This is a genomic window from Pectobacterium sp. F1-1 (assembly GCF_025643735.1).
In the GTDB taxonomy this organism is placed as follows: domain Bacteria; phylum Pseudomonadota; class Gammaproteobacteria; order Enterobacterales; family Enterobacteriaceae; genus Pectobacterium; species Pectobacterium colocasium.
Genome location: NZ_CP104733.1, coordinates 3,368,601 through 3,395,066, shown reverse-complemented (window position 1 = coordinate 3,395,066; position 26,466 = coordinate 3,368,601). Strand labels below are relative to the sequence as shown.

Sequence of the window (26,466 nt, the reverse complement as noted above, 5' to 3'; positions counted from 1 at the left end):
AACGTAGCGCAAAATCAGTGGATTAAGAATAGGATTACTGGCGAATCGCAGTCTGAAAAGCAGGGCGATGGTGTCCTGAGGCGTTTTTTTATTGTGGTCATTCGTCTAATGAGTTATTAAATCGTTTGCTATTTAGTTTTTAGCGATATATAGTCAGTGCAAGAAACGTAACCAACACCGATGGCAGAGACGATGAACGACAACGCTTACAAACTGGATGGACAGCTGTGCTTTGCGCTGTATTCAGCCAATCTGGCGATGAATAAACTGTATCGTCGTTTGCTGTCTGACTTGAACCTGACCTATCCCCAATATCTGGTGATGCTGGTGCTGTGGGAGCGTGATGGTTTGACGGTATCTGAGTTGGGTGAACGCCTGTATCTGGATTCCGCTACGTTGACACCGCTGCTCAAACGTTTACAGAGCGCCGGTTTAGTGGTGCGTAACCGGGGAACAGAAGATGAACGCCAGGTGCTGGTTGGCTTAACTGAAGCAGGTCGAGCACTTCAGCAACAGGCGCGAGAGATTCCTGAAAGCGTGTTTTGTGCGACGGAATGTCATCTCGAACAATTACAGACGATCAAAAAAGATTTGGAAACGCTGCGTAAGAGCCTGATCGGACATCTTTGACGATGTTAGCGGTTGGTTTATACACCGCGAAGTCAGTCAGTTAGCTTGCAGCATCTTGTTGGCGTCGCTTTTTTTAAGTAAATAAGTAGTTTGCGATTTAATTTTTCACTATATAAATAACGCCTGAGTTCTATCGACACTCGCTTAGGCCATTCCTAACTATCTGGAGTCATATTATGTCTATTGAAAAAGTATTATACGTTGCTCATGCTCAGGCCACGGGTGGTCGTGATGGTCGTGCAGTATCTTCCGATAACGCGGTTGATATTAAATTGACGACCCCACGTGAGTTGGGTGGCGCTGGCGGTGAAGGCACGAACCCAGAACAGCTGTTTGCCGCGGGTTACTCTGCCTGCTTCCTGGGCGCGATGAAGTTTGTTGGCGCACGTGAGAAAATCGCCGTACCTGCTGATACCACAGTAAACGGCAGCGTAGGCATCGGTGCCATCCCTACCGGATTTGGTATCGAAGTCGAACTGAAAATTTCCCTGCCGGGTTTGGATCGCGCGGTGGCTGAAGATCTGGTGCAGAAAGCCCATATCGTTTGCCCATACTCCAATGCAACGCGTGGCAACATCGACGTGACGCTGACTATCGTCTAAGCCCGGCTTGACGTCAGTCTATTATTGATTGATGAACACGATTAATTGATGAAAACGGTGGCTGCGAAGATTCGCACTGCCGTTTTTTTATTTGTACGGTGTCGTCTGAATAGGCAACGGGAGCGGACGTAAACGTAAATAGCGGGCACAAGAATACGTAAGCAATAAGCCCGATGAGGAAAAGGAAAAATGTGAGGTGCGGATGGGTTAAGCGCTACTCTTTCTGATTGACGAGTACGTTGGCAGGAAGCAGTAATTGTTCCGCACGCTGCTGCTGTTTGTCTTGATGATGACCAAACGCGGTGATGGTGGAGTAGGCAAAGCGGCCTAAAAGAATAATGAAACTGATGAGTAAAACGGCACGGGCGATCCGAGAGCCACTTCGTCGTGGGCGTATCGATAATCGCCGTTTGTGGATAAGTGTGGACATTATCAGTGAATCCTCTGTGAAAGCGAACATTCGCTGTTGTTTATTTAGGCACAAGCAGTAGGAGAGGTCAATCTGCCGAAGTGAAAAAGATGATGGCTGATTTGGTTTTCGCACGTTCGGTACAAAGAAATAGGGGGGTAAGTACGAAGAGGCGGGAGCCTGAGGGGAATGAAAGATACACCAGAAACCCGCTCAAACCACAGCGGGTAAGCGGGTTGAGTAGTGCAAGGGATTACGCCGTAGTATTGACGTTACGCCCAATCGCCGGATTTGCAGGCAGAGGTGGTAATGCCTTCAGAATACCGGAAACGACAGCTTCTTGATTATCGATCGCTTTTTTCGTCATAAGCGCGCTGGCCTCACTGCTGGTACGCATGGTGCTGAGGTCACTGGCGAATGATGCAATCTGTGATACATCCATTTTACTCTCCTCATAGCTGAGTAGGGAGCCCTATCCGACGAAAAGGAAGTACGCCTTTTCACCGAGGTTGCATGATGGTAGCGAAAATTCTCGCCAGCCATCAATTTGGTATCGGCCCTATCCCTGTAAACTTTATGTTAACCAGACTTCATCAGACAGCCCGATTGCACAATTTTTCGTCACGCTGCGGTTTGGCGTATGCGCGTATTACCCGACAACATTTTCAGTCATCAGGCTTTTTCTTCCTCGATCATCAGCTTCCAGCCGGTGACGTCCTGCCAATATTCCTGTTCCCGTTCCAAATCTAGTTGTACCAGCGTGTTGTTGCTAAAGAAATCGTGTGGGAACGTCAGTGTCCAGTTGTTGTCATCGGTATGCAGCTGTAACGATTCCGGCGTTGTCGTTGCCTGGCGCTGGTTGTTCAACAGCGTGGCCAGACGCAGGAGCTGTACCAGCGGCAAATATTGTTTCTTTTTGAACAAGTTCAGCCGCGGCAACTCTTCCAGCTTGATCGCCTTACGGTGCAGCCGCACGATCATCGACAGCACAAGCTGCTGTTCCTGATTAAAACCGGGCAGGTTGGTATTTTGCAGAATGTAGGCGGAATGGCGGTGCATACCGCTATGGTTAATGCCCAACCCGACCTCATGCAGCATGGAAGCCCAGTTTAAGATCGCTTCCAACTGGGGATGTACCAGATTAGGATTCTGCTGTGCCCATTGCGCGTAAAGCTGCTGCGTGGTTTCCCGCACGCGTCGCGCCTGCTCGCGGTCGATATTGTAATGGGTCGCCAGACTCTGCGCGGTACGGATGCGAATATCCTGATGGCGGAAACGCCCTTCCATTTCGTACAGCACGCCTTCACGCAGCGCGCCATCGGACAGGCGTAGCTCTTTGATCGCCAGCGCATCGAAAATACCACACAGAATAGCCAGACCGGGCACCAGCACCGACTGACGATCTTCGGACAGACCCGGTAGGCTCAGTGATTTGAAATGCTTAAACTGCAAGATCTGCGTGCGTAGCATTTCCAGCCGTTCGGGGGTAATCAGGCCGTCTTTCTCTCCCATCTCCACCAGAATTTCGTGCGTGGCTTTGATCGTTCCAGACGCGCCGAGGGCGAATTTCCAGCCGTATATACGGTATTCCCAAGACAGTGTCTCCAGCTTTTGCGCCGCAGCCAGTCGGGCGCGCTTAAAGTTGGTTTCGCTGATTTCACCGTTCGGGAAAAATTGCTGTGCAAAGCTGACGCAACCCATACGACGGCTTTCCACCAGCATCGGCTCGAAATCTTCACCGATAACCAGCTCGGTAGAACCGCCGCCGATATCGATGACCAGCTTACGGCCTTTTTCCGGCTGCGTATGCTCCACGCCCATAAAGATCAGACGGGCTTCTTCGTGGCCGGAAATGATCTCTATTGGGTAGGGGATGATGTCCGCCGCGCGGCGCAAAAATTCCTGCGCGTTGACCGCCTGACGCAGCGCGTGCGTGCCGACGATGGACACGTTCATGGCGGGGAAGCCTTGCAGGCGTTCAGCAAACAGCGCGAGACAGCTCAGGCCGCGTTGAATGGCCTCTTCGCTGAGTACATTTTTGTTGTCCAGCCCATCGGCCAGATGTACCCGCTGTTTTAAACGCCCCAATACCTGAAGCGCACCGTTTACCACGCGTGCGATCACCATGTGAAAACTATTGGAACCCAGGTCGATGGCCGCGAATTCTTGCGGCTTCATCTCGGTTTTTTCATTGTTCGTTAACGGCATTATTCAGGCTTATCTCCAGGTTGCTCCAACGCCTTGATGTAGTCGTAAATGGCATTTTGCGCGCGTACTTTACGCTTGTTACCGCGGGATACATAGCGGTTGCTCGATTCTTTATCAACGACACGGGCTTTCACCGTATCGCTGAACAGGATATCCAGCGTTTCCAGCACGCGAGTTTTCAACGTGGGGTCAAGAATTTCCACGGCGACTTCAATGCGATAATCAATGTTGCGTGTCATCCAGTCTGCGGAAGAAAGATAGACTTTCTTGTCCCCGCCGTTGTTGAAGACATACACCCGATCGTGTTCCAGATAGCGGTCAAGAATACTGATGACCTGAATATTTTCACTGATCCCCGGTAAATTAGGAATCAGTGAGCACATGCCGCGCACCAGCAGATTAATTTTCACGCCCGCAGAGGAAGCCTGATACAGCTTTCCGCCAGCCCTTTATCCACCAGATTATTTACCTTAAGCGTAATGCCTGCATCACGATTCGCCAGCGCGTTCTCGATCTCGGTGTCGATCAGTTGGTAAAGCTTGTCGCGGGAGTTTTGCGGCGACACCAACAAATGCTCGAAGCTAACCGGACGGTAGGGGTTTTCAATGAAGTTGAAGACGCGGCGCACTTCGTTGGTAATGCGTTCGTCGGCGGTCAGCAGCGAGTAGTCCGTATACAGGCGGGCGGTTTTCTCGTTGAAGTTACCGGTACCGATGTGCGCGTAACGCACAATCTTTTCCCCCTCACGGCGGGAAATCAGGAACAGCTTGGCGTGAATCTTCAACCCAGGCACCGAGAAAATCACGTGCACGCCAGCTTCCGTCAGGCGCTTGGCCCAATGGATGTTGGCTTCTTCGTCAAAGCGTGCCTGTAGCTCGACCACGACCGTCACTTTCTTACCGTTGTGCGCCGCATGGATCATTGAATTAATGATGCGCGAATCTTTGGCGACGCGGTAAATATTGATTTTGATGGACAGCACGTTGGGGTCGAAAGAGGCTTGTCGCAGCAGTTCCAATACATGCTCGAAGGTGTGGTACGGATAATAGAGCAGCACGTCGCGCTCACGGATCGCATCAAACCCGTTGCGGAAATGGTTGAATCCGGTGTGTCGCAGACGTGGCAACGGTTTGTTGACCAGATTGGCGCGTCCGACGTTCGGGAAAGAGATGAAATCTTTGAAATTATGGTAACGCCCGCCGGGGATGACGGAATCGTAGGAAGAGATGCCCAGTTTATCCAGCAGCATGGCAACCATCGCGTCCGGCATGTCACGCTGATAAACGAATCTCACCGGCTCGGCGGTTAAGCGCTGCTTCAGGCTGGAAGACATCAGCTCCAGCAGGCTGGATTCCATTTCCGTCACCAGATCGTATTCCGCATCGCGCGTCATTTTCATGGAGTACGCGTTCAGCGCATCATAATCGAAGAAGCCCTTGAAGATATCATCCAGACAGTAGCGCAGAATGTTATCGATGAGGATCATGGTCTTACGACGGCGCGGCGCTTCCGCTGGCAGGTTGACGAAGCGCGGTATTTTATCTGAAGGAATTTCCAGCAGGGCGTAGTTGATCTCATCGCCACGAATAATCTCGACGGCAAGATAGGTATAACTGTCCTTCAGGAATTCCACCAGATCGGTTTCATCAAAGATCAGTATCGGCGTGATGTGCGGGCGCAGATATTGCCGGAAGTAATCTCTCAGCCACTCTTGCTGATTAGGGGAAACCTGACGTTCATTGACCAGAAAAATCTGGTTACGCGCCATCTCCAGCAGCAGTTCATTGTACAAGCTGTCAAAAATTTGATCGGTTTTGAGAACACGCGCCTGAATTTTGCCTAAAAGATGCCGTAGATTGCCGTCCAGACCTTGTTCTTCATTAATCAGAATGCGTCTTTTCAAATCGGCAAAACGGACTTTATAAAATTCATCAAGGTTGCTGGAGTAGATGCCCAGAAAGCGCATGCGTTCGATTAACGGATTGCTTTTGTCTGCTGCTTCCTGAAGTACTCGCTCATTAAAGGATAACCAACTTAGTTCTTTCTCTATGTAGAGTTTGTCCTGACCCATTGTCACTCCGCTCAACTCATGTACTGAAGGTTCATCCAATATTCATACCCTTCCGTTGTGGAGATAGGGTACAACAACATTATGGCGTGTTGATGACGATAAAATCTAATTCATAGACAGACTTACCATTGTCATATTATGGGCGTAAAGGCAACATATGCTACCCGCAATACGTTAACAACACGACTCTGGCAGCTTCACTCTAACGGCGAGAATAATGGTAAAAACAGTCAACACATCACAGTATCGGGATCGTCGACGAGCGTGGGTAGATCGTTTGGTTCACCGCATTGTGGCGGGCAGCGGGCTGCTGGTATTGGCTATGCTGTTGTTAATCTTCTTTTATCTCCTGTATGTGGTGACGCCACTGTTCCTTTCCCCCACGGTTAATGGCCAAAAAACGGTGCAGCGTCAGGCTGGGGAAGCGTCACTGGTGTTGGGGCTTAGCGACAACGGGCAAATTGGGTTTCGCATCGACCGTCAGGGCTATGGGGAGTTTATTCCGTTTGCGGAAAACCAGCCTATGTCGCGCATTCGACTGATTCCTGCGCTGAGTTTAGTGGCGCAAAGTCAGGGAGATCGACAGACTTACGCGCTGAGCCAGCCTGACGGCCGTTTGGTTTTTGTGCAGCCCGTGTTATCGCGTACGGAAAACCGTTCTCCCGTCTGGGTTTATCCGCTGGGGGAGCAGGCCTATTCGCTTGGGCTGCCTGCGCAGCCGTTGCGTCATCTGGCGGTGGCGGCGGTGGACGAAACGCATGCCGTTGTTGCGGCTATCGGGCAGGAAAATGCGTTGATCATCGCTGATGTTGATGAAAGTGGTGTGCGGAAACGGGCACAGATTATGCTTCCGGCGGGGACGATTAACCAACTGCTGCTGACACCCGACGGGCAGCAGGTGTATTTGCTCAGCGGTAAGACATTAACACTATGGCAGGTGGGGGCGAATGCGCTGACGCTGCGGGAAGAGCGCCAGTTGCAGCTGGCGGAACCGCTGCATTTGGCGCTGTTGTCCGGTGGACGATCGCTGTTGGTGCAGGCTGCTGACGGGCAGATTAGCCAATGGTTTGACGTTCCGGGCGAAAAGGGCGCGACGCTGACAGAGATTCGTCAGTTTCCGCACGTTACGGGCGAGTCGGTGTTGTTGGCAACGGAGAGGCAGCGGCGCGTCTTTGCCACATTGAGCGCACAGGGTGAACTGTCGCTGTTTGCCAGCAAGCAGTCGCATGCGCTGCTGACGCAGACGTTACCGGCTCATGCGCAGAGACTGGCGTTTTCGCCGCACGGATCTGCCATGCTGGTTGAAACGGCGCAGGGGTGGCACCGCTATCAGGTTGATAATCCATATCCCGATATCGGCTGGCGCGGGCTGTGGCAAAAATTGTGGTATGAGAATTACCCGGAGCCTGCCTATATCTGGCAATCCACGTCTGCGGATGACAGTTATCAGGCCAAATTCAGTATGATGCCGCTGATGCTGGGTACGATGAAAGCGGCGATCTACGCCATGCTGTTTGCCACGCCGCTGGCGCTGTCTGCAGCGGTTTATACCGCCTGCTTTATGTCGCCGACGCTGCGACGCTGGATTAAACCCACGCTGGAAATCATGGGGGCGCTGCCGACGGTCGTCGTTGGCTTGATTGCCGCCATCTGGCTGGCTCCGCATTTTGCGACATACTTGTCCGCCATTCTGGTTATGCCGATTTTATGGATGCTGGCGGTGCTCGGCTGCGGCTGGCTGATTGAATGCCTGCCGACGCGCTGGCGTCACCGCTTCCCCGTCGGCTGGGACGTACTCTTCCTTATCCCCACGATCCTGCTGACATTTGTCGTCGGCTGTTGGATTGCGCCACGCATGGAAATCTGGGTATTAGGGCAGCCGCTGTACAAGTGGCTGGGTGATGACTTTGTGCAACGTAATACGCTGGTGGCGGGCGTCGCTCTCGGCTTCGCTCTGATTCCGCTGATTTTTTCGCTGGCGGAAGATGCTCTGTTCAGCGTACCGGCGCGTTTAAGTCAGGGCTCGCTGGCGCTGGGTGCGACGGCGTGGCAAACCCTGTGGCGCGTCGTGCTGCCGTCCGCCAGTGCCGGGATTTTCGCCGCGCTGATGCTGAGCTTTGGCCGCGCCGTGGGGGAAACCATGATTGTGCTTATGGCGACGGGCAACACGCCGATTATGGATGAAGGCCTGCTTCAGGGCTTGCGTTCGCTGGCGGCGAATATTGCCATCGAAATGCCGGAAGCCGTAACGAATAGCGGTCACTATCGGGTGCTGTTCTTAACGGCGTTAACGCTGTTTGTTTTCACATTCATTGTGAATACGCTGGCTGAAACTATCCGGCAGCGTTTGCGTCAACGCTACCGTGATGAAGGAGAAAACGCGTGAAGCGCTGGTTCCGTTCGGGAAGGCCCTGGGTGTGGCTGACCGCATCGTCCATTTCCATTAGCCTGCTGGCGATGCTGGCAATCATCGTGCTGCTGGCGGGGCAGGGCATGCGCTATTTGTGGCCGCAGCCTGTCTGGCTGCTGACGCTACAGCCGGAACAGGGTGTGCAGCGCGCGCTAATGGGGGAAATTTATGCCGAGCAGACGCTTTCACCTCAGCAGTTAGTACAGGCAGGTCTAACCTCTGCATCTGGGGATACTGAAACACGCTATTTGATTAAGATTGGCCAGCGTGAAATTCATGGTCAAAGTTTTCGTTCGTTGCTGTCACGTGACATTGTTCGTTTTGATAAACCTGCCGACATTCTGGTGTTAAAGCGAACCAACAACGGCACCGCCTATGGTTACCTTGCCGGCATGTTGGAGGGTGAACAGCCGTTGGTGGCGACGGATCTCCCGGCGACCTTACAGCACCGCGTCGAGCAGGTGCAGGGGCTGCTCGCGAAGGCGCAGGCCATCCGCATGGGGGAGATGGCGAAGATCAACCAGCAGTTTGAAGCGCTACGGCTGGAGGAGAAAAAGCGGCAGCAGACCCGAACGTTAGATAATCAAGCACTGGCTCGCCTTCAGGCTGAACGTATTGAGCTGCAACGCCGCTTCGATGAGCTGTCGCGTCAGTTAACGGCACTCAATCTGGATATTAATCGCGATACCGTGCAGCTACAGGATGCGAACGGCAGCATTCATCTTATTCCGCTCAGGGACATTGAACAGGCCTGGTATCCGAATGCGATGAATCTGTGGAAAAAAGTCAGCCACTGGGGCAGTCAGGCGAAATATATGCTGGCGCACTACTCGCCGGACAGCAACAGCGCAGGCCATCTTTTCCCTGCCATCTTTGGCACCGTTTTGATGGTGGTGCTGATGTCTATTGTGGTGATGCCACTGGGCGTGATCGCGGCGGTTTATCTACATGAATACGCAGGGAAAAACAGCTTAACGCGCTGGGTGCGGGTTGCCGTGGTCAATCTGGCTGGGGTGCCTTCCATTGTTTATGGCGTGTTTGGATTAGGTTTTTTTGTTTATCTCATCGGTGGCACGCTGGATCAGCTGTTCTATGCTGAAGCGCTGCCTAATCCGACATTTGGTACACCGGGGCTGCTGTGGGCGTCGCTGACGCTGGCATTGCTGACGCTGCCGGTGGTTATTGTGGCGACGGAGGAAGGATTGTCACGTATCCCGATGTCGGTACGTCACGGCTCACTGGCGTTAGGTGCCACCAAGGCCGAAACGCTGTGGCACGTCGTGTTGCCGATGGCGGTTCCTGCGATGATGACCGGTTTAATCCTCGCCGTGGCGCGTGCCGCAGGGGAAACGGCGCCGCTGATGTTGGTCGGCGTGGTGAAGTCGGTGCCGGTGTTACCGGTTGATGACATTTTCCCTTACCTGCATCTTGAGCGAAAATTTATGCATCTGGGATTCCAGATTTACGATTTGGCGTTCCAAAGCCCGGACGTGGAAGCCGCCAGGCCGCTGGTATACATTACTGCGCTGCTACTGGTGTTGATTGTCGTCGGGTTGAACCTTGCGGCGATTGGAATCCGCCACGTTCTGCGTGAGAAATATCGTTCGTTATCACTTTGAAAGTAGGATGAAGTTATGGGATTTATGACACAAAAGGAGATGGCACCGTTACCTGATGTTCATCAACTGAGTGATGAACAGACGATGTTAACCGTGGAACATCTGAATTTGTACTATGGTGACAAGCAGGCGCTGAACGATATTTCGATTCGTATTCCGAAGAAGCAGGTCACGGCGCTGATTGGGCCGTCGGGGTGTGGTAAATCCACGCTGTTACGCTGTTTTAATCGTATGAACGATCTGGTGGACGACTGTCGTACCGAGGGCGATATCTGGTTGAACGGCATGCCTATTAACGATCCCCAGTTGGATGTTGCTGTGTTACGTCGCCGGGTCGGCATGGTTTTTCAACGCCCGAATCCGTTTCCCAAATCGATCTATGAAAACGTGATTTATGGCCTGAGATTACAGGGGCTACGCGATCGCCGCTTTCTGGATGATGCCGTTGAACGGGCGCTGCGGGCGGCGGCGCTGTGGCATGAAGTCAAGGATCGGCTGAGCGACAACGCGTTGACGCTATCCAGCGGGCAGCAGCAGCGCCTGGTGATAGCCCGGGCGATCGCGATTGAGCCGGAAGTGCTGTTGCTGGATGAGCCGACCTCCGCGCTCGATCCCATTTCGACGCTAGTTGTCGAGGAACTGATGGGAACGCTAAAGCAGCATTTCACACTGGTGCTGGTGACGCACAACATGCAGCAGGCGGCCCGCGTATCGGATTACACCGCATTTATCAATCAGGGCAAATTAATTGAGTACAACCGTACGGACGATCTGTTTACCTCTCCGACGCAGCGCCGCACGGAGGATTATATTACGGGTCGCTTTGGTTAGAATCGTACTTAAATAATAGAATGCAATATCATTTCTATGCGTATCATTTTATTATGAATGGTAATGATATTGCGAATATTTTTAAGTTTTCATAAAAATAAATAACCGATTAATTATTGTTTTTTAATTTAAAAGTTTTTGTTTTTTTGTGATCTAATTACTGAAAAAATAAAATTTTGATTCATAGTTTATATGCAGCGATTGGCTGTATTTAAATGGAATTACTCAGGATGAGAAAGAAAATATATATTGGTGTTGCATTCAGTATGTTGGTTAGTGTGATGTTTCCGGTTTATTCTCAGGCTCAGGAAGAGCCAGTAGCGGAGGTAATTACAGCATTCGACTCCCCCCTTCTGGAGAACCCAACATCAGCAAATGAACCCTCTTCTCAGGACTATAAGCCACTTCGTGCGCCAGCGCCTGCTTTGAGTTCTGTCTATGTCTATGCTGTGGCGTCAACACAGAATGGCGGAGCCTGGGAATATATTGGCCCAAATAAACTTGCGACAACTCAGGATCATGGTGGAGCGCAACTGCGAATTGCAGTGCTGGAAGTGGGCTATGGTAATAACCGCTTTGGCTGGGTGAATGGTACGCAAAAGAGTCCCTATCAGGTTAATGGCGTCTGTGTCGTCGGTGGTTATTATACCGAGTCATGCCCTGTAGGCTCGACTTATGTGGGATGGATGGCTTATTTCAATGGCGATGGTATGCAGTCAGGTCCTTTCCGCTATCAATCTACTTCGACTAATGCACCTTTTAGAACGCTCAGTACTTCACTGAATATTCGATAATACCGCATTCTCAGCAGGTTCCCTTAAAAGAGAACCTGCTTTTCATTATGCCTTTACGCTAATCGGCGTGTAACTAAGTTGTGCTAGTTTATCTAATACTGTTTTTTGCTGTTCTGCATGTAAGTGCTCGCCGCGTGATAGCGAACCGCTTATCCCATTTTTTAGCATTTGTATAAAATTGATTTTCCGATTGGGATCGGTGGAGGAGACATCGTCAACAGGAGGGTGCAAAATGAGTAGTGCCGCCATACCGATTTCCAAACTTTCTTCAAATGACATATCGCCGGAGGCGGTGAGCTCTCTTGTCGCATCAATCGCTTCCTGTGGCGTCATATTGGAAAAATCATAACGCTTGCTTGACTGAGTCGTGGAAGGGGGATTAGTCATAGTAGAAACTGAATGGAGGTTTGACTTTGATGTGTTGCCACTGAGTGAAAACGCATTTTCCGCAGATTCCTTACGGTTCAGCGAGGGGACTGAGTAGTTGATACTATTAAGGTTCGTGATGCTCATTACGGAAGTTCCTTTCCTATGGGATTGAGGTTCAATAGTAGAGAATCAGCGTACGGTGCAATCGTACGAATATGGAATAAAGTTTACCTTAATTTATGTGTTTTTGTTTGTTATTCACACTCGAAAATCAATATTGTTATTTTAATCATACAAATCAATTGATTAGTTTTTTTAGTGATTTATTAATGGTTTTAATTATTCAATTAATTAATGTTTTGAGCTAAAAGCAATCAGTACTGACAGTGAGATACGGTAGTCTCCTTGTCAGTGTGTATCGACCATAAAAAAATTATGGATACCGTTCATCAATTTTCCGTGCCATTTGAAAAATTGATGATAAAATGCGCGCAAATTTTTTGACTCTGGCAAGTGGCGGGTAAGATGAAATTCAGTACCATGAACGAAGGCGAAATTATTACCGAACTGTGCCGGAGAATAAAAGACGCCAGAATCCAACAGCGTCTATCGCAGGTCGATCTCGCCGAACGGGCGGGGCTGGGGATTGCGACGATCAAGCGTGCAGAAATGGGCGAATCTATTACGCTTAGCAGCCTGCTCTCTATTTTGCGTGGGTTAAATCGTCTGCATCAGATTGAAGGCGTGCTTTTCGATGCCGAAGTGGAATCCTTCCATGCGCAGATCAGCGGTGAGAAAAAACAGACGCCGCTGCGTATCAGAAAGAAAGCCGCCACGTTTCCTGCCAAATCACTCACTAAGCATGAAAATATCAAGAAGCCGGCTAATAGCACGGTAGATTGGTATATCGCGGCGGCTGAAACAACATCGTCTGGTCGCTGCCTGAAAGCGATAAAAAATAAAGGGTTAATGCCAATGCATTAACCCTTATGTATAAATCCCTACGCATGAACCCTGATTGTCGCGTTAAGCCGCTTGGTAGTTAACGCGGCAAGGCGGCTTTAGTATTCGCTATTCGCATAAGACCACTTTAATCGCCAACCCCCCGCGAGAGGTTTCACGGTACTTGGCGTTCATGTCTTTGCCTGTTTCATACATGGTTTCAATCACCTTATCGAGCGATACGCGTGGCTCGCTGGCGCGGCGCATTGCCATTCTTGCAGCGTTGATGGCTTTCACGGAGGCAATGGCGTTGCGTTCGATGCACGGCACCTGAACCTGACCCGCAACCGGATCGCACGTTAGCCCCAGATTATGTTCCATACCGATTTCTGCCGCGATGCACACCTGCTCCGGGTTAGCGCCGAGAAGCTCTGCCAGACCGGCCGCGGCCATCGAACAGGCCACGCCGACTTCTCCCTGACAGCCCACTTCCGCACCGGAAATAGAGGCGTTCATTTTGTAGAGCATGCCGATAGCGCCGGATGCCAGGAAGTAGCGTAGGTAAGATTCTGGGGTGACTGGTTGAACGTAGCGATCGTAATAGGCCAGCACGGCGGGAATAATGCCGCACGCACCGTTAGTGGGGGCAGTGACCACGCGTCCGCCTGCCGCATTTTCTTCCGACACCGCCATTGCGAACATGTTAACCCAGTCCATCGCATCCATCGGGTCGTTAGAAAAACGATCGTTGATGAACAGCAGACGATGCAGCGCCGATGCCCGGCGGGGAACGCGTAACGGGCCAGGCAACACGCCTTCCGTATTCATGCCGCGATGCATACAGTCCTGCATGGTTTTCCACACATCGGCAAAGTAGTGCTCAAGCGCTTCCCGACCATGCATCGCAATCTCGTTTTTCAGGACGATGGCGGATAAAGACAGGCAGTGATCGTGGCAGTGTTGCAGCAGTTTCTGGGCAGAAAAGAACGGATAGGGTGCGCTTTCCTCAGCCAGATTGGGTTTGCCGAAGTTTTCCTGATCGACGACGAATCCGCCCCCGATGGAGTAATACGTTTTGCTATAAACCTGCTCTTGTCCGCTGTAGGCACGAAGGGTCATACCGTTTTCATGCAGTGGCAGGTTCTCAGGCTGGAAACGCAGGGACGTATCCAGAGGGAAACTGACCTCATATTGACCGTTGAGTATCGGTAATCGCTGAGTCTCTTTCACCTGTTGAATAAACGCCGGAATGCTATCGATGTTGACGCTATCTGGCAGGTTGCCAGCTAGCCCCATAATGATGGCGATATCGGTATGGTGTCCCTTTCCTGTCAGGGAGAGCGAGCCGTAAATATCAACGACGATGCGTGTCACCGATGAGATAAGCCCACGATTCACCAGATCGTCGGTGAACATTTTGCCCGCTTTCATTGGGCCAACGGTATGAGAACTGGACGGGCCGATACCGATTTTGAAGATATCAAATACGCTGACCATAGCGATTTCCTTAAAAAAACGCCGATAGTTAAATAACGTATCGGCGTTAAAGTCGAGTGGGGGGCTTACAGCAGATCGCGCAGGCTGTAAACGATGGCAGAAATAGCGATCAGTCCCATCAGGGTGACAAAAACGTTACTGATGTGGCCGCTGTATTTCTTCATTGCCGGGACTTTCTGAATGGCGTACATCGGCATCAGGAACAGCAGGCATGCGATAATCGGGCCGCCCAATGTTTCGATCATGCCCAGAATGCTTGGGTTCAGCGTCGCTACAATCCAGGTTGTGACCAGCATGAACAGCGCAGTGATGCGGTTCAATTTGGTGTGGGAAATGGTTTTTCCTCTGCTGCGCAGGGTTTTCACGATCATGCCGTTAAAGCCTTCGCCCGCCCCCAGATAGTGACCCAGGAACGATTTAGAGATCGCGATGGTGGCAATAACCGGTGCCAAATAGCCCATGACCGGGTTGTTAAAGTGGTTCGCCAGATAGGACAGAATAGAAATGTTCTGTGTTTTCGCTTCCATCAGCTCAGCCGGAGACAGGCTCAGTACGCAACTGAAGACGAAGAACATCACGGTCAGTACCATCATGATGTGGCTGTAAGACAAAATGCGTGAGCATTTTTTCTCTGCGTCATCGCCATATTCTTTCCGTTTGGCAACGGCGAAAGAAGAGATGATCGGCGAGTGGTTGAAGGAGAAAACCATCACCGGAATAGCCAGCCATAATGTTGCCAACAGACCGTTGCCCGTGACGCTGGAACTCAGAGAAATGTTTTCAAAAACAGAGGTATTCCAGTTTGGAATTAAATAAAACGCCAGCAACATCAGCACGGCAACAAAAGGATAAACCAGAATGCTCATTGCCTTAACGATCATTGCTTCACCGAAGCGAACAATAAACATTAGCCCGAGAATCAATATTAATGACAGCACGGCACGCGGTGGAGAAGGCAGATGTAATTGGTGAGTAATAAAGCTATCTACCGTATTGGTAATGGCGACGCTATAAACTAATAGGATCGGATAAATAGCGAAAAAATAAAGCAAAGTGATTAATTTACCTGCACCAACGCCGAAATGTTCTTCAACAACTTCGGTAATATCTTCGCCACCTTTTTTGCCAGATAATACAAAACGGCATAAAGCACGGTGAGAATAATATGTCATCGGAAAAGCAATCAGCGCCATGATAATTAACGGAATTAAACCGCCAATACCTGCATTGATAGGTAAGAATAACACACCAGCGCCGATGGCTGTGCCGTAGAGGCCCAGCATCCAGACGGTATCGCTTTTACGCCATCCTGAAGCCTGTTCTAACACCTGGCTGCTATCTTGAATTGTGCTCATTTACTGGTTTCTCCTCGGTGAACACATTAATACCCGTCGTACTGGGGTATAAAAATTACAGTACCGGCAACTTGCCGTTACAGAGTTTGAAAAACGAACAAGACATATTGCTAATTATGTCAACAGGTCAATACTGTTTTGTGGCGGCATTCTATATCGTGGTGGTCAGCGAATAATATTGAGGCGATCACATAAATGAATTGACGGGAAATATTTTAATAAATTTCCGCGGGAATTAAAATATCAATCCTGATACTTTATTTTAAATATTTTTAACGGCTCGTTATTGATACTTTATTTAATTGCTGGGTGATAAAAAATGAACAATAAATAAAATAAAGGGTAGCTGAAATAATAAACGCAATTTTTCTGATGTCACGCGCGATGATGGTTTTTCTCTGTTTGACGAGACGGTATCGCAAGTGTGCTTCCTGCGCACGCATCGAATCGTGTTGTTATTCACCGTGGACGATTAACAGACGAGGCGGTTATCCGACAGGCTGTAACCTGCCGGATAACGGTTGCCTGGCCGTCAGGCGGTGAGTTTTTCTTCTGCCCACGCCAGACCGCTGTGGTATTCCTCTGGTAAGAGAGGGGCCAGCGATTGCAGCGAGCGTCTTAACTGTGCGGCATTCGACGACGATAGGTTGAGATGTCCCACTTTGCGACCAGGGCGAACGGCTTTCTCATACCAGTGCAGATGTACCAACGGCAGTGTCAGCCAGTCGATATTTACGTCGGTGCCAATCAGGTTGACCATCACCGACGGTGTTTCGACGACGGGTTCCGGCAGCGGCAGATCGAGAATGGCGCGCAGGTGCAGTTCAAACTGGCTGATCGACGCGCCATTTTGTGTCCAGTGTCCGCTATTGTGTACGCGTGGTGCCAGTTCGTTAATGAGCAAGCGATCGCCGACGATAAAGCATTCCATCGCCATCACGCCTACATAGCCCAGCGCATTCATAATGGCGGACAACATCTGCTCAGCCTGCTGTTGCAACTGTGGATCGGGCTGAGGGAAGGCGACGCTGGTGCGCAGAATGCCATCCTGATGCAGGTTGTGGGTGAGCGGATAGAACACGCATTTACCGTGCGTATTGCGCGCGCCAACCAGCGAGACTTCGCCGGAAAAATTAATGCCTTGCTCAACGATGCATTCGCCGTAGCAATCAGCGGGCAGCGTCTGTTGTTCGCCGTCGCGCAAGCGCCACTGTCCACGACCGTCGTAACCACCAACGCGGCGTTTAACGATAGCCAATTCACCTAATGAGGCGAAGACGTGTGGCCATTCATCGGCACCGGCCAGCAATTGCCAGGGGGCGGTTGCCAGATTCAGTGAGTCCAGCAGTTGCTTTTGCGTCAGGCGATCGGCCAGACGGGGGAAAATATCACGGTTCGCAAACGCCGTGTGTTCGGCCAACTCACGAGTGAGGGCGGTTTCCGGCCAACGCTCAATCTCGGCGGTAATCACACTGTTATGAAACGGCACCGATTCCGGCTCAGCATCCAGCCCAACGGGATAAACGGCGATCCCTAACGGTTCGCCCGCCTGACGCAGCATTCTGCCCAACTGACCATTGCCTAATACGCAGACCGGTTTCATGCCTCCTCCCGCGGATCGGGATGAGAGAGCACGTCATCGGTTTGCGCCTGACGCCAGTCGGCCAGTCGGATGGCGATGCCACGATCGTGCAGGGCGAGAATTTGTGCGGCCAGCAGCGCCGCATTTGCAGCGCCCGCTTTGCCAATGGCCAACGTGCCAACCGGAATACCACGAGGCATTTGGACGATAGAATACAGGCTGTCTACACCGCTCAGCGTTGAGCTTTGTACCGGTACGCCAAGCACGGGAACCAGCGTTTTCGCTGCCAGCATACCCGGCAGGTGCGCCGCGCCGCCTGCGCCTGCGATAATCACATCAAAACCATTTTGTGCCGCTTGTTCTGCAAAGCTGAACAGCTTGTCTGGCGTCCGGTGTGCGGAAACGACTTCGGTATGAAAAGGAATGTTCAGCGTGGTGAGGATTTCCGCAGCAAACTGCATGGTGGCCCAGTCACTCTTTGAACCCATGACGATGGCAATTTTAGCCGGGGCAACGTTGGATGACATGCCTGTAACGCTCCTGTAGTTGTACCTATAATTGTACGTGTTCGTGACGCGTTCGCGTCGGCCAGACAGGGAGGGTCTGGCGTTGAGGGCGTAGAGCATATCACGCCATTATGGCGAGGAAAACGGTTGCGTATGCGGAAATGCTGGGGGAATAAGGTGAGAGACTGTTAAGTCAATGGCTGGAAACGCATTAAAATGGGAAGGAAATCAGTTCGATATTTTGTGGCGTGACCTTAATCATCGACCCTTCTTCATGCCAGGCTCCCAGAACCGCGCGGCGGCCATCAGACTCACCAAGATCGACCTGATGAATGGCAGGACGGTGGGTGTGGCCGTGGATCATCGTCTTCACCTGATAATGCCGTAGGCGTTCAAGCACGGCGTCGTGATTGACATCCATAATCTGCTGCGATTTTTTCTGGTTTTCCTGCTGGCTGGTCGCCCGCATCTTCGCCGCGATTTTCACGCGTAATGACAAAGGCAATAGCAGGAAGAGTCGCTGAATGAACGGGTTGTGGACCCGGCGACGGAATTGTTGGTAGTGATAATCGTCGGTACACAGCGTATCGCCATGCAGAATAAGGATCTTCTGGCCGTAGAGGTCGAGCACGGTTTCCGTTGGCAGCAGCCTCATTCCGCTTTGTCTGGCAAAACGCTTACCGATCAGGAAATCACGGTTACCGTGTACGAAATAGCAGGGAATACCGCGCTGATGTAAGGCATAGAGTTCCGCAGCAATGGTCGTATGCAGCGGCTGGGGATCGTCGTCACCAATCCAGGCATCGAACAGATCGCCAAGAATGTACAGCGCATCGGCATGAATCGCATCATGGCGTAAAAAACGCAGAAAACCGGCGGTAATCGCCGGTTCATGAAGACTTAAATGCAGATCGGCAATGAACAGCGTTGCCATGCAAGTCGAATTATTCGCTGACCGTTACGTGGGTAATCACCACGTCTTCTTTCGGTACGTCCTGGTGCATGCCGCTGCGGCCGGTGGCTACGCCTTTGATTTTATCAACGACGTCCATGCCTTCAGTGACTTCAGCGAAAACGCAGTAGCCCCAGCCATCAGCACGCTCTGAACGGAAGTTCAGGAAGTCGTTGTCAACAACGTTGATAAAGAACTGGGCAGTGGCAGAGTGTGGATCGTTGGTACGAGCCATGGCCAGCGTGCCACGCGCGTTTTTCAGGCCGTTATTGGCTTCATTTTTGATTGTCGCGTTGGTTTCTTTTTGATCCATACCGGGAGCGAAGCCGCCGCCCTGGATCATGAAACCATTAATCACACGGTGGAAGATCGTGTTGTCATAAAAACCGCTGCGGCAGTAGTTCAGGAAGTTTTCTACGGTAACCGGCGCCTTGTCTGCAAACGTATTAATAACGATATCGCCGTGATTGGTATGAAGCGTAATCATAATAATGAACCCTAGATAGCCTTAGTGATAAGAGTGTTGTTCACAAAAGGCGGTGAACAACAAGAGCGCTGTTATAGCATAACTGGTCGATTGAGTCAGCAGTTCACGTTTTACCGCGCAGCGGTTGGCGGTTAGCTGGATGAGAAAATCGTATAAAAAGGTTTACTACTCTGATTTTGGTAGGCGTTAGATCACGAATGCACGGCAGAATAGTGCGCAATTAAGGCGTTAATCAGGTAAGAGAGACTTTTAAAAACAAATAAATTGATCAATTTTCGTAATTATAGTTAATTAATTTGAATGAAATTTTTATTGCCCCAGATCAATGTTTTGCGTAATCAACGTGTTCTTTTTTTGTGGCTCAGATTAATCTGAGAGTAATTCTTATTCTTCCTACATAACTCTAAAGAGATAGGTGAACTATGCTGGGTATTCTGGATGGTGTTAACCGTTTATTAGACAAACCGGACTTTGGCAAACTGTTTTTGCGCGTATCTTTCAGCGTGTTGATGCTGTTTCATGGCTGGCATAAACTACATGGTGGCATTGGTTTCATTGAAGGTATGCTGACCAATGCTGGTATCCCTGCTTTTGTCGGTTACGGGGTTTATATCGGGGAAATCATTATCCCTATCATGATGATTCTCGGTATTCTGACTCGTCCTGCGGCGCTGATTTTTTCTTTCACAATGGTCGTTGCTGCGTTGCTCGTTCATTCCGGCGATTTCTTGTCTCTGGAAAAAACCGGTGCGTGGGCGGTTGAAGGGGCGGCTGTGTTCTTCTTTGCGGGCATCGCCATTGCTCTGCTCGGTAGCGGTAAATACTCTGTGATGTCGAATCCGCGCTGGCGTTAATGGTTTTCTGTCGGCGGATTCTTTTTTGTCAGTAGCAACTAATGGTGTGAAATGACCCGGAAAATCCGGGTCATTTCATTTTTATCCTTTCTCGCCGATTCCCTCTTCTTATTCACCTTGCAATACAGTAGGGTTCAGGTTTCAATACGCCGTTGGGTATCAACCCTGAATGCATTGATGTTACTGACGCTAACGGCGGCTGTGATTGACCTATCGTGTGTATGCTACGTTTTTGAGTGCTATGTTTTTTAACACGATGCCTTTTGAACGTTGTGCGGTTGTGCAAACCATTTCTTTGAAAACCATTTTTTTGTGAAAACCATTTTTTATAAAAACACTGGAACGCCCTGATGCTAAAGATTTTTAATACGCTGAGTCGCCAAAAAGAGGAATTTAAACCCATCCACGCCGGTCAGGTGGGAATGTATGTGTGTGGCATCACCGTTTATGACCTGTGTCATATCGGTCACGGGCGTACTTTCGTGGCGTTTGATGTGGTGGCGCGGTATTTACGGTATCTGGGATATTCACTGAAATATGTGCGTAATGTCACCGATATTGACGACAAAATTATCAAACGTGCGGCCGAAAATGGGGAAACCAGCGACCAACTGACGACCCGCATGATTGCAGAGATGCACGCCGATTTTGATGCGTTGAATATTCTGCGCCCGGATGCCGAGCCGCGTGCGACGCACCACATTGCCGATATCATCGAGATGGTAGAAACGCTGATTGCCCGTCGCCACGCTTATGTTGCGAGTAATGGCGATGTGATGTTCTCCGTTGATACCGCGCCGGGCTACGGTGTGCTGTCTCGTCAGGATCTGGAACAATTGCAGGCTGGCGCACGCGTTGAAATTACTGAAGTGAAGCGCAATCCGATGGACTTCGTGCTGTGGAAAATGTCCAAGCCGGGTGAACCGCACTGGTCTTCTCCGTGGGGAGAAGGGCGCCCTGGCTGGCACATCGAATGTTCTGCCATGAACTGCAAACAGCTGGGCACGCATTTTGATATTCACGGCGGCGGTTCCGATTTGATGTTCCCGCACCACGAAAACGAGATCGCGCAGTCCAACTGTGCACACGACGGTTCGTATGTGAATTACTGGATGCACTCCGGCATGGTGATGGTTGATCGCGAGAAGATGTCAAAGTCGCTCAACAATTTCTTCACCGTTCGTGATGTGCTGGCGTACTACGATCCAGAAACCGTACGTTACTTCCTGATGTCAGGCCACTATCGTAGCCAGTTGAACTACAGCGAAGACAACCTGAAACAGGCGCGTGCGGCGTTAGAACGTCTGTATACGGCGCTGCGCGGAACGGATCCGGAGGTTGCGGCGCACGGCGGTGACGAGTTTGAAGCCCGCTTCCGCGAAGCGATGGATGACGATTTCAACACGCCGGAAGCCTACTCGGTATTGTTTGATATGGCGCGTGAAGTTAACCGCCTGAAAGCGGAAGATGTGCAGGCGGCGAATCAGTTGGCATCGGCACTGCGTAAACTGTCTGGCGTGCTTGGCCTGCTGGAACAGGAGCCAGAGCAGTTCCTGCAAAACGGCGCGCAGGTGGATAATGACGAAGTGAAAGAAATCGAAGCGTTAATCCAGCAGCGTAAAGATGCGCGCGCGTCGAAAGACTGGGCGCTGGCAGATCAGGCACGCGATCGACTGAATGAAATGGGGATCGTGCTGGAAGACGGCCCGCAAGGAACGATCTGGCGCCGTAAGTAACGCCGATCTTTCTGTAAATAAAAAGCCCGCAACGTCTACATTGCGGGCTTTTTTTTCACCATTGTCGATATCTTAAATGATCGATGTTTTAAATGATCGATGCCTTAAGTGTTAGTCGGCGATTTTTACCGTTTGGCCATCGAACTGAACGGTTTGACCCGTGACGATTTTGCAACGCTTACGCGTTTCCGTCTGGCCGTCAACAGTCACGTCGCCAGCGGCGATAGACAGTTTGGCCGCTGCGCCGCTTTCACTCCAGCCCAGCAATTTCAAGAGGTCGCACAGCTCAACGTGCGGATGCTTTTCAAGATGAAACGTTGTCATAAATTCCTGCTTATCGGTGTTCTACCCACGGCGTTACTCGGCGTGGTCGTGATACTCTTCGCACGCCTGTAGCGTATTTTGAATCAGTGTGGCAACGGTCATTGGGCCGACGCCGCCCGGTACGGGGCTGATATAGGATGCTTTTTCCTGCGCGGTTTCAAATTCCACATCGCCGACCACTTTGCCGCTTTCCAGACGGTTGATACCCACGTCCAGCACAATCGCGCCTGGTTTAATCCATTCGCCAGGGATGAAGCCCGGTTTACCCACAGCGACAACCAGCAGATCGGCATTTTCAATATGGTGACGCAGGTTTTTGGTGAAGCGGTGCGTGACGGTCGTGGTGCAGCCTGCCAGCAGCAGCTCCAAGCTCATCGGACGGCCCACAATATTAGACGCGCCGACGACCACGGCATTCAGCCCGAAGGTATCGATATTATAGCGCTCAAGCAGCGTGATGATGCCACGTGGCGTACAGGCGCGCAGCAGCGGAGCTCGCTGGCACAGCCGACCCACATTGTAAGGATGGAAGCCATCAACATCTTTACTTGGCGCGATGCGTTCGATCACTTTGGTGTTATCAATGCCTTCCGGTAAAGGAAGCTGAACCAGAATGCCGTCAATCGTCTGGTCGGCGTTGAGCTGGTCGATAAGTGCTAGCAGCTCGGGTTCCGTGGTGGTGATGGGTAAATCATAAGAGCGAGAGATAAAGCCGACTTCTTCACACACCTTACGCTTGCTGGCGACATAAATCTGTGATGCCGGATTTTCGCCGACCAGCACAACAGCCAGACCCGGTGCGCGTTTTCCTGCTGCTAAACGCTGCGTGACTCGTGCGGCAACTTCGTCTTTGACCTGCTGCGCAATCGTTTTACCATCAATAATCTTTGCTGCCATCTGAGATGAGACCCATCAATGTGAAATAGGGGGGAGATGGCCGCTATTCTGTCAGAAGCTGTGCGTGCTGTCAGGTATTGCATCAATATTATTGAGATTGCTTTCGCTATTCACAGACCTCGATACGATTTTTACCGCCTTTTTTGGCGCGATACAGCGCTTCGTCAGCGATCTCAATAACTTTCGATACCTCTTGTGGTGGGTTTGTCACGTTAAAGATATAGACACCTGCACTAATGGTGACAATTTTTTCCGGGAACAATGTGATTTCATGCGGGATTCGCGCCTCACGCACGGCATCCAATGCCCGTTGAGCCAGCATGATGGCGCCTTGTCTGTCCGTCTCGGTGATAATAATGGCGAATTCTTCGCCGCCGTAGCGGGCAACCAAGTCTTCTTTACGTTTTGGCATGCTTTCCAGTATCTGACCAATCTTGCGTAAGCATTCATCGCCCGCTACGTGCCCGTAATGGTCATTATATTTTTTGAAGGCATCAACGTCGATCATGATCAGTGCCATGTATTGCTCTGTGTTTGAAACACGTAGCAAATTTTGCTGCAAGAAAATATCAAACTGACGACGGTTAGCTAATCCTGTCAGGCTGTCAAACAGAGCCAGTGTGTGAAGGGTGCGGTTGACGGAGGTCAATTCATCACGAACAAGGGCCAAGTTGAGTTGGTTTCTTAAATTGATGCGGATTTGTTTTAGGATGATTAGACTCAGCAGTGTCATGGTGAACAATAAACTTAGCGTAATCACACCGTAGATGATGCTGTCAGTCCTCCATTGACTGAGTGAAAGATTGAGGTCGTAACCTACCGCCATAACAATGGAGTAGCGTTTTAATTTTGTGTAGCCATAAATCCGTTCAATGTTATCCAGTGTGGGGACGAATGTTGTGGTGCCACTTTCGGACTTTTTCAGATATTCAGACACGCGCGAGCCACTGAACAGATTACGGTCGATGTAAGAATCGTCATAAGGGCGGTTGTACAGTATTTTTCCGTCAGAGAGCAGGAGCGCGATCGTGTCTGTGTCTTCCATCGCGTAGTAACCGTAATACTGTTTGAAATAATCGAGAGAGAGTGAGGCGAGCAACACCCCTTTAAAACTGCCGTCTGGATTGTTGATACGCATAGAAACAGGAATGACCAGATCCCCTGTAGAACGGCTTCTGATGACACTGCCGATGTGCGGGCTTTGCCCTACATTATTTTGATGATATTTGAAATATTCTCTGTCTGTATAATTACTCTTTGATGGGTTGGTAATTCCAGAGTTGGTGACCCATTCTCCTTTCTCATTGTAGATAAAAATGCCGTGTAACTGAGGCATTGTGGCCTTTCTGACTTTTAATATTTCACCGAGTTTGATGAGTTGCTCTGGCGCTAACCCCTCTTTATCGATACGTGATTGTAAATCCTGTAACAGAACATCTATTTGCGAAAAGGTATCTTCAGCATGGCGTGCCAGCGACAGAGACAGATTTTTGACATCTCGCTCTGTGGAATTGATAAGCTGTTGACGAGAATTGACGATCTCCCACCCGTTCAACGTCACTATAGTCGTGATAATGAAGAGCATAAAAATGATCATCAATTTTTGCAGCGGCATTTGATAGTGGTCAGCGTTGTCGTGCGTGCTGTCCTTCATTGTGCGTCCCATCCCTAGCCAGAAATATGACTGATGATAAGTGTAGACGTTTCTGCCATTTGCGCTGTGATTGATGAGAATTGCTTATGATTTTTTGCCGGATTTTATCGAACAATAAGTCGCTTTGATAATAAGGTAACCCCTCTGGATTTCGTCTCCATCTACCGTTGATAAAAACGCTAAAATAAAGCGGTATCATCATGCTTATTTACTAAAATCATCTACGATAAATGATGTTGTGTCACATAACGTCATGAAAATTCGTTTTTATGCTAACGATTAGAGAACGTCACAAGGTGTAAGGAAATTTTTATTTATCATTAAATACGCTATGTTTAATTGGCGTTTAACTGTAATTGCTAATGATAAGGCTATTGTGTTTTTTACGTTTCGGATAATGAGAGTGACGTGTATGTGGTGTGACCATCGTGAGAAAGGGACAAGAAATAAATTGAAATGTAACCTCTCTATTCAGAGTGAAAAATAAGAAAGATACTGCGGTGCAATATGGTTTTCAGCCAGTGGTGAAATAAAGAGCCCTTCATGAAAATAGCGATTAGCGGAACGGGATATGTCGGTTTATCGAATGGATTATTATTGGCACAACAGCATCAGGTTGTGGCATTAGATATTGTAGCTGAAAAAGTGGCGATGCTGAATCAACGAAAATCGCCGATTAATGACGCCGAGATTGAGCGTTTTTTACAACACGAAACGCTGAATTTTTCCGCTACGCTGGATAAACATGAAGCGTATGTCGATGCGCAGTTCGTGATTATCGCGACGCCAACAGATTACGATCCGCAGACGAACTATTTCAATACGTCGTCGGTAGAGGCAGTCATTCGCGATGTGCTAGCGATGAATCCGCAGGCCATTATGGTGATTAAATCGACGGTACCTGTGGGGTTCACCGAGAAAATCAGCCAGCAGTTGGATACGGATAACATCATTTTTTCACCCGAGTTTCTGCGTGAAGGAAAGGCGCTGCACGACAACCTTTACCCGTCGCGGATTGTGGTGGGTGAACGCTCGGAAAGGGCCAGATTCTTCGCTAACCTATTGATGGAATGCGCATTAAAAAAAGATATTCGCGTGCTGTTTACCGACCCGACAGAGGCCGAAGCGATAAAACTGTTTGCGAATACTTTCCTGGCAATGCGCGTCGCCTACTTTAACGAACTGGACAGCTATGCCGAATCGCTGGGGCTGAATACCCGGCAAATTATTGAAGGTGTGTGCCTCGATCCGCGTATCGGCAACTACTACAACAATCCTTCTTTCGGCTATGGCGGCTACTGTTTGCCGAAGGATACCCGACAGCTTTTGGCTAACTATCGTACGGTTCCGAATAACCTTATCAAGGCGATCGTGGACGCAAACCATACGCGGAAAGACTTCATCGCCGACACGATTATTCGCCGTCATCCGAAAACTGTCGGCGTTCATCGTCTTATCATGAAAGCCGGGTCGGATAATTTTCGCTTTTCCTCCATTCAGGGCATTATGAAAAGGATAAAAGCGAAAGGAATCAATGTCGTGGTTTATGAACCGGGGATTGATGGCGATGATTTCCTGGATTTCCCTGTCATTCACCAACTCGATAGTTTCAAACAACAGTGTGACATTATTATTACCAACCGTTATGCCGACGAATTAAAAGATGTGATAGGGAAAGTTTATACCAGAGACTTATTTGGTGAAGATTGATTTCTTGTTGTAAATAAATAAATCGAC

At 50.0% G+C, this 26,466-nt stretch carries 22 protein-coding genes and 2 pseudogenes; 10 read left to right on the top strand and 14 right to left on the bottom strand.

Annotation, left to right across the window (positions count from 1 at the left end; genetic code table 11):
* Positions 1-180: 180 nt before the first annotated feature.
* Together NAL19_RS15160 and NAL19_RS15155 are read left to right on the top strand one after the other, a co-directional pair.
* Positions 181-630: a MarR family winged helix-turn-helix transcriptional regulator gene (locus tag NAL19_RS15160; protein WP_225085359.1), complete on the top strand. Its 450-nt coding sequence runs from the start codon at positions 181-183 to the stop codon at positions 628-630.
* A 176-nt stretch (positions 631-806) separates the two neighbouring features.
* Positions 807-1,232, top strand: coding sequence for an organic hydroperoxide resistance protein (locus tag NAL19_RS15155; protein WP_137740329.1), 426 nt, complete (start codon positions 807-809; stop codon positions 1,230-1,232).
* A 214-nt stretch (positions 1,233-1,446) separates the two neighbouring features.
* On the opposite strand, the gene NAL19_RS15150 is transcribed toward NAL19_RS15155, so the two are convergent.
* The 4 genes and pseudogenes from NAL19_RS15150 to ppk1 all read right to left on the bottom strand — a co-directional run bounded on the left by NAL19_RS15150 (position 1,447) and on the right by ppk1 (position 5,920).
* Positions 1,447-1,662 carry a YfgG family protein gene (locus NAL19_RS15150; protein WP_015841127.1) on the bottom strand — a complete coding sequence of 72 codons (216 nt, stop codon included), beginning with the start codon at positions 1,660-1,662 and terminating at the stop codon, positions 1,447-1,449.
* 232 nt (positions 1,663-1,894) lie between these two features.
* On the bottom strand, positions 1,895-2,083 hold the full coding sequence (locus tag NAL19_RS15145) for a YjfB family protein (RefSeq protein ID WP_180741824.1): 189 nt from the start codon (positions 2,081-2,083) through the stop codon (positions 1,895-1,897).
* Positions 2,084-2,313: 230 nt separating this feature from the next.
* Entirely contained in the window at positions 2,314-3,849 is a 1,536-nt protein-coding gene (gene ppx / locus NAL19_RS15140; RefSeq protein WP_263057780.1) for an exopolyphosphatase, read from the bottom strand.
* A pseudogene (ppk1, locus tag NAL19_RS15135) lies at positions 3,849-5,920 on the bottom strand (polyphosphate kinase 1). The gene ppx and the pseudogene ppk1 overlap by 1 nt, the downstream one beginning before the upstream one ends.
* 217 nt (positions 5,921-6,137) lie before the next feature.
* Here ppk1 and NAL19_RS15130 point away from each other — a divergent pair.
* The 4 genes from NAL19_RS15130 to NAL19_RS15115 all read left to right on the top strand — a co-directional run bounded on the left by NAL19_RS15130 (position 6,138) and on the right by NAL19_RS15115 (position 11,574).
* Entirely contained in the window at positions 6,138-8,306 is a 2,169-nt protein-coding gene (locus NAL19_RS15130; RefSeq protein WP_263057779.1) for an ABC transporter permease subunit, read from the top strand.
* The gene (pstA, locus tag NAL19_RS15125; RefSeq protein ID WP_263057778.1) at positions 8,303-9,949 is read left to right on the top strand and encodes a phosphate ABC transporter permease PstA; all 1,647 of its coding nucleotides are present in this window, start codon (positions 8,303-8,305) and stop codon (positions 9,947-9,949) included. Before NAL19_RS15130 ends, pstA begins: the two co-directional genes overlap by 4 nt.
* A gap of 15 nt (positions 9,950-9,964) precedes the next feature.
* Positions 9,965-10,780: a phosphate ABC transporter ATP-binding protein PstB gene (gene pstB, locus NAL19_RS15120; protein WP_180741829.1), complete on the top strand. Its 816-nt coding sequence runs from the start codon at positions 9,965-9,967 to the stop codon at positions 10,778-10,780.
* A gap of 230 nt (positions 10,781-11,010) precedes the next feature.
* Positions 11,011-11,574, top strand: a complete 564-nt coding sequence (locus NAL19_RS15115; RefSeq protein ID WP_263057777.1) for a YolA family protein — start codon at positions 11,011-11,013, stop codon at positions 11,572-11,574.
* Between the two features lie 45 nt (positions 11,575-11,619).
* Here NAL19_RS15115 and NAL19_RS15110 read toward each other — a convergent pair whose 3' ends face one another.
* A complete protein-coding gene (locus NAL19_RS15110; protein ID WP_225085352.1) occupies positions 11,620-12,087 on the bottom strand; it encodes a hypothetical protein in 468 nt (155 codons plus the stop codon).
* Between the two features lie 381 nt (positions 12,088-12,468).
* On the opposite strand from NAL19_RS15110, the pseudogene NAL19_RS15105 reads away from it, so the two are divergent.
* A pseudogene (locus NAL19_RS15105) lies at positions 12,469-12,905 on the top strand (helix-turn-helix domain-containing protein).
* A 109-nt stretch (positions 12,906-13,014) separates the two neighbouring features.
* Here the strand turns inward: NAL19_RS15105 and NAL19_RS15100 are convergent.
* The 6 genes from NAL19_RS15100 to ppiB all read right to left on the bottom strand — a co-directional run bounded on the left by NAL19_RS15100 (position 13,015) and on the right by ppiB (position 19,264).
* On the bottom strand, positions 13,015-14,382 hold the full coding sequence (locus NAL19_RS15100) for an L-serine ammonia-lyase (RefSeq protein WP_225085351.1): 1,368 nt from the start codon (positions 14,380-14,382) through the stop codon (positions 13,015-13,017).
* A gap of 65 nt (positions 14,383-14,447) precedes the next feature.
* The gene (locus NAL19_RS15095) at positions 14,448-15,737 is read right to left on the bottom strand and encodes an HAAAP family serine/threonine permease (RefSeq protein ID WP_263057776.1); all 1,290 of its coding nucleotides are present in this window, start codon (positions 15,735-15,737) and stop codon (positions 14,448-14,450) included.
* 532 nt (positions 15,738-16,269) lie between these two features.
* Entirely contained in the window at positions 16,270-17,340 is a 1,071-nt protein-coding gene (gene purK, locus NAL19_RS15090) for a 5-(carboxyamino)imidazole ribonucleotide synthase (protein ID WP_263057775.1), read from the bottom strand.
* A complete protein-coding gene (gene purE, locus NAL19_RS15085; protein WP_263057774.1) occupies positions 17,337-17,846 on the bottom strand; it encodes a 5-(carboxyamino)imidazole ribonucleotide mutase in 510 nt (169 codons plus the stop codon). Before purE ends, purK begins: the two co-directional genes overlap by 4 nt.
* 190 nt (positions 17,847-18,036) lie before the next feature.
* Complete coding sequence (gene lpxH, locus NAL19_RS15080; RefSeq protein ID WP_263057773.1) at positions 18,037-18,759, bottom strand: UDP-2,3-diacylglucosamine diphosphatase; 723 nt, start codon at positions 18,757-18,759, stop codon at positions 18,037-18,039.
* A gap of 10 nt (positions 18,760-18,769) precedes the next feature.
* Positions 18,770-19,264 carry a peptidylprolyl isomerase B gene (ppiB, locus tag NAL19_RS15075; RefSeq protein WP_180741836.1) on the bottom strand — a complete coding sequence of 165 codons (495 nt, stop codon included), beginning with the start codon at positions 19,262-19,264 and terminating at the stop codon, positions 18,770-18,772.
* Positions 19,265-19,686: 422 nt separating this feature from the next.
* On the opposite strand from ppiB, the gene NAL19_RS15070 reads away from it, so the two are divergent.
* Entirely contained in the window at positions 19,687-20,118 is a 432-nt protein-coding gene (locus NAL19_RS15070; RefSeq protein WP_225085346.1) for a DoxX family protein, read from the top strand.
* 350 nt (positions 20,119-20,468) lie between these two features.
* The gene (gene cysS, locus NAL19_RS15065) at positions 20,469-21,854 is read left to right on the top strand and encodes a cysteine--tRNA ligase (RefSeq protein ID WP_263057772.1); all 1,386 of its coding nucleotides are present in this window, start codon (positions 20,469-20,471) and stop codon (positions 21,852-21,854) included.
* Between the two features lie 111 nt (positions 21,855-21,965).
* Here cysS and ybcJ read toward each other — a convergent pair whose 3' ends face one another.
* From ybcJ to NAL19_RS15050, 3 genes are all read right to left on the bottom strand, one after another.
* The gene (ybcJ, locus tag NAL19_RS15060; RefSeq protein WP_263057771.1) at positions 21,966-22,178 is read right to left on the bottom strand and encodes a ribosome-associated protein YbcJ; all 213 of its coding nucleotides are present in this window, start codon (positions 22,176-22,178) and stop codon (positions 21,966-21,968) included.
* 33 nt (positions 22,179-22,211) lie between these two features.
* On the bottom strand, positions 22,212-23,075 hold the full coding sequence (gene folD, locus NAL19_RS15055) for a bifunctional methylenetetrahydrofolate dehydrogenase/methenyltetrahydrofolate cyclohydrolase FolD (protein ID WP_263057770.1): 864 nt from the start codon (positions 23,073-23,075) through the stop codon (positions 22,212-22,214).
* Positions 23,076-23,181: 106 nt separating this feature from the next.
* Positions 23,182-24,729 carry a sensor domain-containing diguanylate cyclase gene (locus tag NAL19_RS15050; protein WP_263057769.1) on the bottom strand — a complete coding sequence of 516 codons (1,548 nt, stop codon included), beginning with the start codon at positions 24,727-24,729 and terminating at the stop codon, positions 23,182-23,184.
* 543 nt (positions 24,730-25,272) lie between these two features.
* Between NAL19_RS15050 and NAL19_RS15045 the strand changes: the two genes are divergently transcribed.
* Positions 25,273-26,439: a nucleotide sugar dehydrogenase gene (locus NAL19_RS15045; protein WP_225085341.1), complete on the top strand. Its 1,167-nt coding sequence runs from the start codon at positions 25,273-25,275 to the stop codon at positions 26,437-26,439.
* The last annotated feature ends 27 nt before the right edge of the window (positions 26,440-26,466 follow it).